Below are 13,014 nucleotides of genomic sequence, written 5' to 3'. Positions count from 1 at the left end.
ATTGCTGATGACAAATCGGCAATCTGCCCTGGGTCAATTTTCAATCGGCAGGGTGGGTCAGTTTTCAATCAGCGCCAACAAGGTGACTTCACCGGCCGGTTACGGATGGACTGAACCCTAAATTTTTGGGCATGTGGCGAGAGAAATATCAGTACCCGGATCGAAACGGGCTTATGGGCTTTGAGGGCACAACGCAGTTTTTTGCTAACAAAAAATACGCGATCAGGGGTTTGTTAAAGATTACCGTATTCAAAGCTATACCTCGCTTGCCTGATATCCTCAGTTACGACTTCGCTGGCAATGGCGAATGGCAAGCCACAGATGATGAGCTTGTCACCACGTTACTCAACGTAAAAACCAAAGTAGTGGCCGTATCAGTCGCTGGTCAGCCGCTATCGATCTACACCCCAGCCTACACTCAGAGCGCCCTGAAAACCGATCTGGAGCAAGGACTTCTGTTGGCTCAATCACAGCGATACGACATCCGCAGTACGGCACAAAACGAGATTACCCTGGAAACCAATGGCCTACATGCCGATAGCTTTATCATCAACATGACCCGAACCAAACAGATGTACATGAGGTAGCTGTAGCTGGCAGCTTCTGAACTCCCTCCTCCTGATTGCATCACGTTGCTAGAGCCCCCTTATGTCCGAACAGCTCGTCAAATCCCCGCTGGAATGGATCGACGTAACCATCAAGGTGCTGCCATATCTTGGAGCACTGGCATTGATGACCTACGTGATTTTCAGAACTAACGCGATGTTCTACGTCGTCTACCGGTGGCACCAACTGCTAGGAGCCACGAAAGGTTTCCATAGTAAATTTGCGCAACGTGTGTGGGCCGATCACGAAGACCTACAGCGCTTCAATCTATGGTTCGGTCTTCACCTCAGCACATCCAGACACATGGCGAACCTGCTCTCCTGGCTGGATCGTCACGAGCTCACAATTGAAGAGCTCTGCCGAGCGCGCCGCTACTTCGACGCAAACGAGCTCAAGTTTAAAATCCCTTCCAAGCTCCGGCGCAGAACAGTTCGATCGTTGATGCTGCTCGCCATCGTATTCCTTTTACCGGCGGCCTACGTTTTCACACAAACGTCTTATGCGTGGCTCACGGTTAAAAAGACACATACGACGTTCTGGGTGCAGCCGAATGATGCGTTCAATGGCACAGATAATTGGTTGCCGTGGGTCGCCCCCCACTGGGCGGTGGATAATCAATACTGCCTATTTTCGGATGGCGTGGAGCCCTTTAAGGAGCAGTGGGATAAGGACGTTGTCTGCAGCTTGGTGCTGGGTAACTACAACCAGAAAATCGAAGACATCATCGGTGAGCAGTTCGTGATTGGTATGGGCGCTTTCGGTGCGGCAGTTGCCTGCCTCGCATTTCTAGTATTCATTATGCTTTGTGAGACTACCGCCAAGGCGCTGGAGAAAAAGGTTACCGAGGTGAGCACGAGCGTGCCGTAGGCTTTCCGTAGCACCAGTGATGAATGATATCCCAGGTGGCTAATCCAGCGCTGCCGCTCCTGACGTCTCGTTACATCTTGGTGTTGCGCTCAATCCAGATGGCTGAAATAACAGGGACGCCTATCCCAGACGCGAAACAGATTCCGGCCATCCCAGTAACTTACAGCTCCACGGTCATCGACCTTTCGCTTGGCTCTGAAAACAGTATGTGAATTCTTGAAGCCGAGAATTCTGCCATCGAGCCTCGGGACTTCATGCCCATCAAATCCGTCACGTGCCCCACCAACATTAAGCTTTGGAAGAATCAAAAGCAGAGCCGCGTGCCGCGTCTCCTTGAGAACCAGCGCAAACACGTTACCAATGGTGTAATGGCCTGAGTGGGCATGAACCACGCTGACATGCTGTCCTCGCTCAACTTTATGCAAAACGGATAAGACATGCGAGTCTGACACCAGCGTCGACTTATCCTTAACCACCCCACCCTCTGCATCCCTGCACCATTGGGCAACGTCATCCGATGTCTTGAGCTCAAGTGATCCAGACGATCGTCTTGCGAAAGCCTCTGCGCTTGGCAAATACCGCGATGTCGTAACAAAGATACCGCGACCTACCCCGTCGTTCGCCATGACACCTCGAAGTGCAGCGACAGCTTCTAGCCCTATCGGACGCCTCGGCGAGTATCGTTTTGCCTGAACGTAGGCGAGCGTATCCCCCAATGGGCCACGTTGAAACAGTTTGACATCGACCCCGCCATCACCCACTCCAGGCCCAACCTCCGATTCATAGCCTTGGGTCTGAAACAGCCGATGAAGAAGGATCTCAAATTCCCGGTGGTGAAGACTGTGAAGGCGTTCCGGATGAAGATGGAAGTATTGATAGAGCTCAGCATACAGGTCGCCGAAGTCCTCAATGACAAGGCTGCATACCCATTTCCAGTGGAAATACGCATCGTACGAGGTTTGGAGCTCTTCAGTTGTCGCGTAGAAGTAGTATGAAACCCCATCGTAGTTCTCACACCAGAAACCATGCCTTTCCGCGATCTGATCAAACTGGGCCCGCAAAGGAGGATCCAGATCACCATCCAGCATTTGCGCTAGCGGGCCCGAGCTGTATAAAACAAAAGTCACCGCATCCTGGCCGGGCTCCCCATCAATACGCTGTGCGTAGGTAGTGAAGCCACTTTCGTACCAGATGTCGTGAGCTACTGCCCAGGCCCGCAGATCAGCCTGTGCATTGAGAATTTTCTTCTCCAGCTCTGCATCTGAATAAGCCACTACGCTCATCTGGTTCGACCTTTACGGAGAGTTACCGCCCTCGACTGACCTCGCCATCAGCCGTACTTTATACAATCACGGTGATGGGGCTGGTGAGTTGATGAAATACCCTAAGATAATGAACAGCGCGGCGCCGAACATGACTAACACGTTGATAGCCACAAAAGTCTTCCAAACCCGCCGACTGCGCACGTCGAGATACATGAGCAGCAGCCTCCAGGCATAGTCCAGTACCGTGTGGTCGTGAAGCGCACTGGTCATGGACATGTATTTGAAATATCTTGCGAAAAGCCGTCTGAGTCTGCCCTCTGTCAGTTGAACGGGATCTTTGAACATCCCAATGACGATCTCCTTCTCGTTTACAGAGACGAGGTCGGATCTGTATGGAGCCATGAAGACCGTGACACCACCGCAAGGTGTCTGCGTGAACCACATGGCTGAATCACTCTCCAGGTGGGTCGTGCGCTTGATAAGCCTGACCTTCTGCTCGACACCTTCGATCTCCCTGGTTTCCTCTGCTTCTGTGACGCTCGAAAGCCCAAGCAGCCTAGTCATGCACGTGACTTGGAGATGATTCAATCGCTTGTTCGCCGGGATGTCGTTGGCTTCAGGGTGTAGCCCATTGTGGATTTTCATCCCTCCGTACCAACCAGCTTGGGGCGAGCTTTCGATCTCTCTAAACATCTCTCGGATGCGCGCCTCCATGTCGATCCACATCATTCGCCTGATGAAAGCTACTTCCGCGTCCTTCTGAAGCCTTTTGGCGTATTTCTCCAGCGCCTTTTTCATTGCAAGTACCGCTCCTCAAAATCCGTCACCCAGCACCTGATCATGACAGGCCAATCCATCCTCTCAAGTCCCTCTCGGCTTCGCCCGTGCGGTAGCTTCTGCCTCCAGTGGATCATCAGGCCAAAAATGCTTCGGGTAACGGCCCTTAAGGTCTTTTTTCACCTCTGTGTATGTGGTCTTCCAGAAATTCGCCAAGTCTTGCGTAACCTGCACTGGGCGCCGCGCCGGCGACAGTAAATGAAGTTTTACCAACTGCCTTCCACTGGCAATACGAGGCGTATCTTCGAGACCGAACAGCTCTTGCAGCCTCACAGCGAGCACTGGAGGTCGTTCCGAGTAGTCGATGCGGATGTTCGAACCAGAAGGCACCTGAATCGACTGAGGCGCCTGGGCCTCCAGTTCGTGCGGAAGCGGCCAAGGCAGGAGGTTTCTGACTATCGAAGACAGATCCAACTGACTGAAGTGACTGAGCCTCGTGACTTTGCCCAAGTATGGCGTGAGCCAACCCTCCAGCGTGTCCAGCAAGTTGGCATCGGTAAGATCGGGCCACTTGCTTTCTGTCTGGCCATTCTGGATATCCAGCTGACGCAGCAGATCTACCCGCGCTTGCCACTGCCGCAATTCGGGACTCCAGGGCAGAAGTTCGATGCCCTTGCGCCGAACCAGATTCACTAGCGCTAGCGAGCGGGTGTGCTCATCCAAGCTTGGCAGAGACGTGGTGGCGATAACCAACTCACCAACTCTTCTCTGCCGCTCAGCTTTGAGTAAACCTTCCCTTTCATCCCAATCAACCTCGTCAACTGACCTCACAAGGTCGGCCAACTCAGTATCGAAAAGATACGGATCAAGGTCGCTGGCCAAGTAAATCCTCTCCTCGCGCTGGCCTTGACGGCTCCCCAGATCAGCAACCACCAACCACTCATGCTTGGTAAGCGCATCGGGCTCGGAAAAGACTGCCGCACGACCGCTGGACAGTCGGTAATCAGAGACGCTTGTACGCCTCTGCAAGCCGATCCGGTCGGGATAAGCGAATGCCAACAGGCAACCTACCCAGCGTGAGTGGTCTGGCTCATCTGCGGGGTCAGAGGCCTTCACTCGTAGCAGGGATCGATACTGGCGAGCGGTCTGTTTCACACGCTGAAAGGAACCACTGCCACGACGTGAATGCTGCTCGCCGGACAGAGCAATCAATCTGGTATGAAGATCAGCACCCGCGCCTCGCAGGATGTCCTTCTCACCGAGCAACGCCGCAATGTTGCACGCCAGTTCATCCAAGCCCATCGCGTTGCCTTTGATCAGCATGTGAGCGATACGTGGGTGCGCCGGAAGCCCGCTCATGGCCGATCCATGCGGAGTGAGCGCCCCAGCATCATCAAGAGCACCGAGCCGTTTGAGCAGGTCTCTTGCTTGAGCGAAGGGGGCTGATGGAGGTTGGTCGAGCCAAGTCATTTCCTCTGGCTTCATTCCCCAACGGGCCAACTGGAGTGCCAGAGCTGCAAGATCGGCCTGTAGGATTTCAGGAGTGCTATAGCCGGACATTTGTTCGTGCTGCGACTCCGACCATAGGCGATAGCAGACACCCGGCTCCAATCGCCCTGCCCGCCCCGCTCGCTGGGTGGCACTGGCCTTTGAGATATGCTGAGTGTCGAGCCGTGTCATACCGCTGCGTGGATCGAATCGCGGAACTCGTTCAAGTCCCGAGTCAATCACCACACGCACTCCCTCGATCGTCAGACTGGTCTCTGCGATGTTTGTGGCAAGTACCACTTTACGTTTGCCCTCAGGCGCAGGATCAATAGCCGCGCGTTGAGCACGTAGATCAAGCTCCCCGTGCAAGGGACAAAGCATGATGTTCGTGTGCGGCCCCAATGCGTCGATCAGTTGTTCATTGACCCGTCTGATTTCTGCCTGCCCGGGCAAGAACACCAGGATACTTCCACTCTGTTCGCTGATCGCATCTAGGCAGGCTTGTACCACACGAGGGTCGATAAACTCCCCGGGCTGAAATGGCTTGCCCCACGTAGTCGACACCGGGTACATCCTGCCTTCACTTGTGACAACGGGGGCATCATTCAGCAGCCGCGATAACCGATCGCCCTCAAGGGTGGCCGACATCACCAGTACCTTTAGAGGCTGCTCATCACGAAAGAGCTCGCGTCCGTTGAGGGTCAAGGCCAGCGCAAGATCTGAGTCGAGATTACGAGAGTGGAACTCGTCAAAAATAACCAACCCCACGCCTTCAAGCGCAGGATCCTCCTGCAGTCGCCGCGCCAGAATGCCTTCGGTAATTACCTCGACACGGGTATGTGGGCCTACTCGACTCTCAAGGCGAATTCGGTATCCGATGGTCTCACCAACTTGCTCGCCCAGCTCACTGGCCAACCTCTCAGCTGCCGCTCTTGCAGCTAGACGACGAGGTTCAAGCATCAAAATAACTTGATCGCCTAACCAAGGCTCCTTTAGCACAGCAAGCGGCACACGCGTGGTCTTACCTGCGCCGGGCGGCGCCTGCAAAACAACCTCATGCCGGGAAGAAAGGGCTTGAAGCAGCGCCGGCAATGCGGCATCAATGGGCAAAGAACTCATGATGACTCCCAGGTAGGCCGGGAAGTATACCTACGATCTACAAAGCTCCCCAGCATAGGCCGTTCACCAAGCCGTTGCAGAAAGTGGAGCATCGGATGGGTTCACAGTTTTCAACCAGCTCAAATCTCTGACTTCACCGCCGAACCCGCATAACCATCGAGTGTGGCCTACTGCATAGGCGTATCTGCATGCATGCTTAAGTTCTAGAGCACGTGCCTGCCACCTTCTATCAGGTCATCAACGTAGCCACGCCAGAGACGTGTATAAATAAACAGCCCCCCCAGACTAATGGATCCAAATCAAAACATCTTGCTAGACCGACTGATAGCCTTTTGATAGTTTCGGACAGGGTCTGGCGTCGTACAGCCCCAAGAAAGGCACAGGTGATGCTTCGATCCGCGTCGCTGGATCCCGGAGGGATCTGATTAGCATCGCTTCCCTACGAGTCTACAAGGCAGGCACGCAGTGATTACAACACCCATTGGCAAGTTCACAGGTATTACTTGGGAAGCTCAGTGTCAGCTTGCGTTCAAACTCAAACATGGTGCGGATGGGTATCAACACATACCCGCATCACCTGGCGATTTTGGAATAGAGGGATACACGAAGCACACAGGCTATGCTTTCCAGTGTTATTGCCCCGAACGGCAATATCACCAAGACGAGCTCTACGAGAAGCAACGCGATAAAATCAACGATGATCTCAATAAGCTCAGGGATTACTCCGTTCAGCTGCAGAAAATTTTGGGCGGCACCAAAATCAAGAATTGGTGCTTTGTCACTCCAGAGATCAATCGAAACAAGCTCCATTCTTATAGCCAGACGAAGCAAACAGAAGTGAGAGCATGGAACCTTTCACATCTTGATGAAAACTTTACAGTGCTTCTGCATGACCACGAATTCTATATCCAAGAATTTAATCTACTGCGAACCTCAGAGGGCCTGCCTCCATGCCTAGGGTCGCCGAATGAATCACTGCCAAAAGTAAATGCTACTCCCGAGCCGTTCGATGAAAACCTAGTGAGAAAATGCCGCCTGCGTATGCCTGGGAGGAATGAAAAACACATTGACGGGCTCGTCACTCTTACAAAAAACTGGTTTTTGGATCACGATACCTATTTCCAATCTCTTTATGATCGCTCGCCTCCGACCTACGTACATGTTGCTCGTATTGTCAACGCTTTTGAACAAGATGTACAAGAGTGGAGGTTCACATCGGACGCAACTCCAGAGCAGCTCACAGAGCTAGTCAAGACCAGACTGATGGACTATCTGGTTACCGACCGCAATCTCAACATCGATAAGTCCACGGCAAACGAGGTGGTACGAAGAACTATCTCACGCTGGCTTGCGATCTGCGAACTGGATTTCAACGAGTAGTTTATGGCCAAGCTTAAATTCACACGGCGTCCGATTCCGGTGCTCACAGAGTTGCGCCCTCTCTACAAAATATCTCAAGCGCTCCTAATTCTTCACTTATCAAGCCGTGGAGGAAAAGCAAGCTTGCCCAAAATCCATCTGCTTAACTGGGCGCTCAAAACTCCCGAACGGACACGGTCATTGTTGATAGGCGCCGAACAGGGTCAATTACAGCTTCCAATTTGGGGATTCGATCCAGCGTTGGCAATTGCACTCAATCTCGCGTTCAGCGAGTCCCTCATTTCGCAGACAACAAATGGATTCGAGCTATCTCCGACTGGAAGATCCTACGTTTCCTTGATACTCGCCGACGATTCAGTTCTCAGTGAAGAAAAGACTGCGCTCAAGTCCATTGGGAAGAAAATAACGGAAGACATGGTCAGCACTGTGTCCAAGGGATGGGAATAGCAATGTTCATCAAAGCAATCAAGATCGATATTCAAACCGACAACGGGCCGTTTGGATTTTTCACCGACTTCAACCGTAATCTGAATATTATCCGTGGCCGAAACTCCGCCGGCAAAAGTACAGTGGTTCACGCAATCATGTATGGAATGGGCATGGAGGAACTGCTCGGAGCCCAAAATGAAAACGCGCTCACTTACGCTCTCAAGGACTACCTTGAGTACGAGGGGCTCAAGCATCAGATTTTGACTTCAAAAGTCACAATTGAAATCGAGAGTAATGGAAAGACTATCACTGCGACCCGAAGCGTCAAAGAGAATGGGCTTAGTACAAAGCTGATCCGAATTCAAGAATGCTCCGGGCTGACCAAGGGTGAGACCGCTCCTACGCTGTACAGATTTCTCCACGATGCAAATAGCGCACAGATTGACGAAGGTTTCTTCAGATATTTTGAAGATTTCCTGGGTTTGCAATTGCCAGTTGTGCCGAGAACAAACGGAAAACCGGTTAAGCTGTACTTGCAATATGTATTTGCCGCGATGGCCATTGAGCAAAAACGTGGCTGGACTGACTACATCGCGAACCTACCATACTTTGGCGTCAAAGATGCGCGCATAAAGATCGTTGACTTTCTAGTTGGCACCGACGTTTTCGAGACAGACGCCAAGCGTGATCTATTGGATCAAGCATCGAAAAAAATTCACGATGAGTGGCAAGTTCTTTATCGGACTCTGCTAGCGGAAACACTAAAACAGGGTTTCAGATTTTCTAACATTCCAAAAACGCCAGCACCTGATTTCAACGCCGAGCTTGTCGACTTTCATAAAACCTCGGAAGGGGTTACTGAAAGCATCCTAGAATACAGGCAACGCAGAATTGACGAACATCAGGTAATTGGCAAAAAACTAGCTCAACAAAGCGAAACCCCCACACAAGAAATAACTCAAGCTATTGAAAAGCACACGAATGAACTTGAGCGTTTCACCGTCGCTTATGAGACTTGCCTAGGTGACATCGCGCTATTGCGGATCAATCAGAACAGCAACAGGCTCAATACTCGTCAAGCAAAGGATGAACTTACAAAAAATCAAGCTGCACAGAAGTTGATAAGTTTTGGCGCTTCGCTCAGGTTATCAACTGCAAGTAACTCTTGTCCGGCCTGTCATCAATCCATCGGAAACTCTCTTGTCGATCTGCATGAGAGCACCCCGCATATGGATATCAACACCAATATCGAGTATCTCACCGCGCAGCTGCGGATGCTGGAACGGGAAAAGGGCGGAATTGATCAATCCATCAAAGAGGCCGATGCACTCAAGGAGCAGCTCGCTAGAAGCCTCACGGTTACCAAATCTGCCTTGAGGGCGCTCCGCTCCGATTTAAACTCAAATTCTTCCGTCTCTAAATCAGCGATCAGGCTGCAGCTGCAAATCGAGATGGAGCTTGAAGAACTCACTAAGTTTGAGGAAAACTCGGATCGGACGTTGGATATCCTTGCCCAGCTGTCGAATCGTTTTCTCGAAAATCAGCAAAGCCGAGCGTCTATGCCTAGCACCAATTACTCTTCAGCCGACCTGGCGAAGTATTCGCTTTTCGAAAGAATGTTCCGCGCAAACATCAGTGCGTTCGACTATCACAGCGCCGCGATCACAGACATTGAGTTCAATAAGGATAACCTGCTGCCATATCTTGCCAAGATTGAGCTCAGGGAGATCAATGCTCAAAGAGCTCCATTCAACGCCGCAGCTTTGGACGCCCCCACTCCTTCAACAACTGGTCGAGGAGAGGACAGTCCAAAGGGCAAAGGCAACATCGCAAGGGAGTCCAGTGCCAGTGACTTTGTACGTCTGATCTGGAGCTACCTGCTATCTATTTATCAAACCTCATCCCACCCGACCGTCAACGGGAACCATCTTGGTTTCATGCTGCTGGACGAGCCTGGTCAGCACTCCATGGCAACCAAAAGCCAGCAGGCGCTATTCCAGCTTTTGTCGTCTGAGAAAGGCTTGCAAAGCATCGTGGCAGCTTCGTTTGAGGACAGTGAGGCTACGTACAAGGAAGCAACCTCGAACGTTGAATTCAAGCTCATCCAGCTTGGGGATAAATCGATCTTGCCGGTTAAGGGTGTGACTGGATCGCAAGGACTGTGAAAGGCGTGCAGGCGCGGTGACGCAGATACAGATGGAGGGAATTCAGGATGGATTCTCACCACTCCCCATGCGGAAGGCAGATGAGCCTTTTCTTAGAATGAACCCCTAGATTCGGTGGGTTCGAGGGCGTCAAAAGGTTTGACAAGATTTCGGGGTTTCGGTGCAAATGGCAAAACGTGATATTCGTCGAAGATCAGCAGCCCGACGCCTTCCAGCGACGGATCTTCCTGCAGACGACGAGTAAGAATCCCCTCGGTGACCACTTCGATACGGGTATTGGGGCCTACCTTGCTCTCCAGACGAATCCGGTAGCCGACCGTTTCCCCAACATTCTCACCGAGTTCCGAAGCCAATCGCTCCGCCGCCGCCCGAGCGGCCAGCCGCCGAGGCTCCAGCATCAAAATGCTTTGCCCGGCCAACCATGCCTCCTGCAACAGCGCCAGCGGCACCCGTGTGGTCTTACCCGCACCGGGCGGCGCTTCGAGCACCGCTTCATCACGATCAACAAGGGCCTGGCGCAGCGCAGGCAGAACGGCATCAATGGGCAGAGAAATTATGGGGGCTCCAGAAACAGATCGCCGATTATACGAACACAACCCCAGCTTTGTTCGCCACAACGCAGAACCGTCGCCTTCGTTGGATAGTCTTATTGATTAGGCATTTGCCTTGTATAGTTGCGACTTCCTCTGAGGAGATCTCCATGCGTATTCCTTCCCGTTTGATCGGCGGTGCTCTGGTCGTCAGCTTGTTGGCTCAGCTGACGGCCTGCGGCAGTATTTTCTACCCTGACCGTCGCGGTCAGATCCAGGGCAGTGGCCGAATGGACCCGGCGATCGTGGTGCTCGACGCCGTTGGCCTGCTGTTCTACATCATCCCCGGCGTGATTGCCTTCGCTGTCGACTTCGCAACCGGTGCGATTTATCTGCCTTCCGGCAAACAGGCGCAGATCGACCCGCAGAAGCTGCAGCCTGCCGTAAAAGCCGATGGCACTGTGGATAACGCCAAGCTGCAAGCCATCATTCAAACCGAGCTGGGCCGTACACTGCCGCTGGACGATCCACGTCTGATTCAGCACAAAGGCAGCGCGCAACAGCTGGCTACGCTGGGTCTGATACCGTCCGCTTGATGTTCCCACGCTCTGATTGTTCGAAGCCCTGATTGAAGGAAGCGCCATGAGCAGCAGCCCTGAACATGCCCGGTTATTGCGTCTGGCGACGCGGGCGTCGCTGGCCGTCGCCAGTATCCTGATCATCGCCAAGGCCGTGGCCTGGTGGATGAGTGGTTCGGTCAGCTTGCTGGCGGGACTGACCGACTCGCTGCTCGATGGCGCGGCCTCGTTCCTCAATCTGTTGGCGGTGCATTACGCGCTGCGCCCTGCCGACGAAGATCACCGTTACGGGCATGGCAAGGCTGAGGCATTGTCGGGCATGGCTCAGTCGTTGTTCATCGCGGTCAGTGCATTTCTGATCGGCTTTCAGGCCATCGAGCGCATTCAGCATCCGCAACCCTTGGGCGCGCCGGGGCTGGGCATTTTGGTGATGCTGCTGTCGATCGGTCTTACCGTTGCGCTGCTGATGTTGCAACACAAGGTGGTGAAGGAAACCGGTTCGGCGGCGATTCGCGCCGACTCACTGCATTACCGCTCCGACTTGTTGCTCAATGTCAGCATCATGGTGGCGCTGGGATTGGCGTATTTGGGCTATGACCAGTTGGACGCGTATTTCGGTCTGGTGATTGCGTTCTACATTCTCTGGAGCGCGATCTCCATTGCTCGGGAGACGGTAGCGGTGTTGATGGATGCCGAGCTTGAGCCAGGTGTCAGCGCGCGCATGCTCGAACTGGCGCAGAACGTACCCGGCGTACTGGGTGCCCATGACTTGCGCACGCGCATCTCGGGTAATCACTGGTTCGTACAGTTGCACCTGGAATTGCCCGGTGCGTTGACGCTGTTGGTGGCGCACGACCTTTGCGAGCAGGTTGAGCGGGCGATCATCGCTGAATATCCCAAGGCCGAGGTGTTGGTACACGCCGACCCTCAGGAAGTGATGCAGCAGGCTGACGGACCGGTGTTGAATTGATCAATTCTTGAGCAAATCAGTGACAGGCTGTAGCAGCCCGGCTTGCCAGCGGTAGCTTTCGTAGGACGTCACCGCCGGCAAGCCGGACTGCCAAAGGCAGCAGGATCATTGCTGAACGCTATACCCCCGCCCCGCATAACACCCGGCCATGGCTTGACGATAAATCCCCACCACTTCAGGTGCCGGCTGGTAGGTCGCGGCCGCCGGATCGAAGTTGCTCTGTTGCACGGCGTAGCGATAGCAGTCGTAGCGATCCTGCTCGATCTGCTGCTGCGTCTGGCCGTTGGCTGGATAGGCAATCACGTCATAGGGATCGGCAGGCTGCGGCTGAACCTGTTGCGGCGAATACACCGGCTCCACGCCCTGCGGCGGTTCGGCCACCACGTATTCCTGGGTGCTCTGCTCATAGGTGTAATAAGTGCCGGCCGCGAGGAAGAAAAGCGCGCTGCCGAGCCAGACCTGTTGCGCGTAGTCCGGCAAATATCGCACACGCACTCCACGCGGCGGGGCAACGACCACGTAGCGCGGGCCTTGCGGACGATACCAGTAGCCAGCTGAATAGAAATAATCGCTGCCGTGATAAGGCACGCGGGAATAACCGCCAGGCATGCGATCTATTTCGTAGCCAGGACGATAACGTGGCCCACCGCCCCAGCCATCACCATGACCACCTGGGCGGCCATTATTGCCAGCATGATTGTCGCCGCCGCGCCACGGGTTGTTCTCGCGGGGCTGATCGCGGTAGAAGCCCTGACGCGGCTCTTGGGTCTGAACCACGGTGTCCGGACGACGCTGGATCGGTAGGTTGCTCTGACGATCCTGCAACTGACGCTGCTGCAG

12 protein-coding genes are annotated in these 13,014 nt (G+C 53.6%); 7 read left to right on the top strand and 5 right to left on the bottom strand.

What is annotated here, in order from left to right:
- Positions 1-131: 131 nt before the first annotated feature.
- Together CE491_RS08435 and CE491_RS08430 are read left to right on the top strand one after the other, a co-directional pair.
- Positions 132-587, top strand: coding sequence for a hypothetical protein (locus CE491_RS08435; RefSeq protein ID WP_110947892.1), 456 nt, complete (start codon positions 132-134; stop codon positions 585-587).
- Positions 588-648: 61 nt separating this feature from the next.
- Positions 649-1,473 carry a DUF6216 family protein gene (locus CE491_RS08430; RefSeq protein ID WP_110947891.1) on the top strand — a complete coding sequence of 275 codons (825 nt, stop codon included), beginning with the start codon at positions 649-651 and terminating at the stop codon, positions 1,471-1,473.
- Between the two features lie 89 nt (positions 1,474-1,562).
- Here the strand turns inward: CE491_RS08430 and CE491_RS08425 are convergent, their stop codons facing one another.
- From CE491_RS08425 to hrpB, 3 genes are all read right to left on the bottom strand, one after another.
- On the bottom strand, positions 1,563-2,756 hold the full coding sequence (locus tag CE491_RS08425) for a restriction endonuclease (protein ID WP_110947890.1): 1,194 nt from the start codon (positions 2,754-2,756) through the stop codon (positions 1,563-1,565).
- 66 nt (positions 2,757-2,822) lie between these two features.
- Complete coding sequence (locus CE491_RS08420) at positions 2,823-3,536, bottom strand: hypothetical protein (protein WP_110947889.1); 714 nt, start codon at positions 3,534-3,536, stop codon at positions 2,823-2,825.
- 63 nt (positions 3,537-3,599) lie between these two features.
- Positions 3,600-6,122: an ATP-dependent helicase HrpB gene (hrpB, locus tag CE491_RS08415; RefSeq protein WP_110947888.1), complete on the bottom strand. Its 2,523-nt coding sequence runs from the start codon at positions 6,120-6,122 to the stop codon at positions 3,600-3,602.
- A 465-nt stretch (positions 6,123-6,587) separates the two neighbouring features.
- Between hrpB and CE491_RS08410 the strand changes: the two genes are divergently transcribed.
- Genes CE491_RS08410 through CE491_RS08400 form a run of 3 tightly spaced genes read left to right on the top strand, consistent with a single transcriptional unit; the run spans position 6,588 to position 10,096 of the window.
- A complete protein-coding gene (locus CE491_RS08410; protein ID WP_110947887.1) occupies positions 6,588-7,502 on the top strand; it encodes a hypothetical protein in 915 nt (304 codons plus the stop codon).
- 3 nt (positions 7,503-7,505) lie between these two features.
- The gene (locus CE491_RS08405) at positions 7,506-7,949 is read left to right on the top strand and encodes a hypothetical protein (RefSeq protein ID WP_110947886.1); all 444 of its coding nucleotides are present in this window, start codon (positions 7,506-7,508) and stop codon (positions 7,947-7,949) included.
- A gap of 2 nt (positions 7,950-7,951) precedes the next feature.
- Positions 7,952-10,096: an ATP-binding protein gene (locus CE491_RS08400; RefSeq protein WP_110947885.1), complete on the top strand. Its 2,145-nt coding sequence runs from the start codon at positions 7,952-7,954 to the stop codon at positions 10,094-10,096.
- Between the two features lie 92 nt (positions 10,097-10,188).
- Here CE491_RS08400 and CE491_RS08395 read toward each other — a convergent pair whose 3' ends face one another.
- Positions 10,189-10,653: a DEAD/DEAH box helicase gene (locus CE491_RS08395; protein WP_110947897.1), complete on the bottom strand. Its 465-nt coding sequence runs from the start codon at positions 10,651-10,653 to the stop codon at positions 10,189-10,191.
- A gap of 143 nt (positions 10,654-10,796) precedes the next feature.
- Between CE491_RS08395 and CE491_RS08390 the strand changes: the two genes are divergently transcribed.
- Both CE491_RS08390 and CE491_RS08385 read left to right on the top strand, forming a co-directional pair.
- Positions 10,797-11,222, top strand: a complete 426-nt coding sequence (locus CE491_RS08390) for a polyribonucleotide nucleotidyltransferase (protein ID WP_110947884.1) — start codon at positions 10,797-10,799, stop codon at positions 11,220-11,222.
- A gap of 46 nt (positions 11,223-11,268) precedes the next feature.
- Positions 11,269-12,174 (top strand): cation diffusion facilitator family transporter, encoded by a 906-nt coding sequence (locus CE491_RS08385; protein ID WP_110947883.1) that lies wholly within the window; start codon positions 11,269-11,271, stop codon positions 12,172-12,174.
- 105 nt (positions 12,175-12,279) lie between these two features.
- Here the strand turns inward: CE491_RS08385 and CE491_RS31045 are convergent, their stop codons facing one another.
- Positions 12,280-12,999 carry a DUF6515 family protein gene (locus CE491_RS31045; RefSeq protein WP_110947882.1) on the bottom strand — a complete coding sequence of 240 codons (720 nt, stop codon included), beginning with the start codon at positions 12,997-12,999 and terminating at the stop codon, positions 12,280-12,282.
- Positions 13,000-13,014 lie beyond the last annotated feature (15 nt).

The organism is Pseudomonas bohemica (genome assembly GCF_002934685.1).
Classification (GTDB): Bacteria; Pseudomonadota; Gammaproteobacteria; order Pseudomonadales; family Pseudomonadaceae; genus Aquipseudomonas; species Aquipseudomonas bohemica.
Note: the sequence above shows the minus strand (reverse complement) of the source record. Positions and strands in the feature narration are given on the sequence as shown.

What these genes read in the sequence shown, in the direction of transcription:
- CE491_RS08435 (WP_110947892.1), top strand. Translation starts at nt 132, where the DNA reads ATGTGGCGAGAGAAATATCAGTACCCGGATCGAAACGGGCTTATGGGC.
- CE491_RS08430 (WP_110947891.1), top strand. Translation starts at nt 649, where the DNA reads ATGTCCGAACAGCTCGTCAAATCCCCGCTGGAATGGATCGACGTAACC.
- CE491_RS08425 (WP_110947890.1), bottom strand. Translation starts at nt 2,756, where the DNA reads ATGAGCGTAGTGGCTTATTCAGATGCAGAGCTGGAGAAGAAAATTCTC.
- CE491_RS08420 (WP_110947889.1), bottom strand. Translation starts at nt 3,536, where the DNA reads ATGAAAAAGGCGCTGGAGAAATACGCCAAAAGGCTTCAGAAGGACGCG.
- hrpB (WP_110947888.1), bottom strand. Translation starts at nt 6,122, where the DNA reads ATGAGTTCTTTGCCCATTGATGCCGCATTGCCGGCGCTGCTTCAAGCC.
- CE491_RS08405 (WP_110947886.1), top strand. Translation starts at nt 7,506, where the DNA reads ATGGCCAAGCTTAAATTCACACGGCGTCCGATTCCGGTGCTCACAGAG.
- CE491_RS08400 (WP_110947885.1), top strand. Translation starts at nt 7,952, where the DNA reads ATGTTCATCAAAGCAATCAAGATCGATATTCAAACCGACAACGGGCCG.
- CE491_RS08390 (WP_110947884.1), top strand. Translation starts at nt 10,797, where the DNA reads ATGCGTATTCCTTCCCGTTTGATCGGCGGTGCTCTGGTCGTCAGCTTG.
- CE491_RS08385 (WP_110947883.1), top strand. Translation starts at nt 11,269, where the DNA reads ATGAGCAGCAGCCCTGAACATGCCCGGTTATTGCGTCTGGCGACGCGG.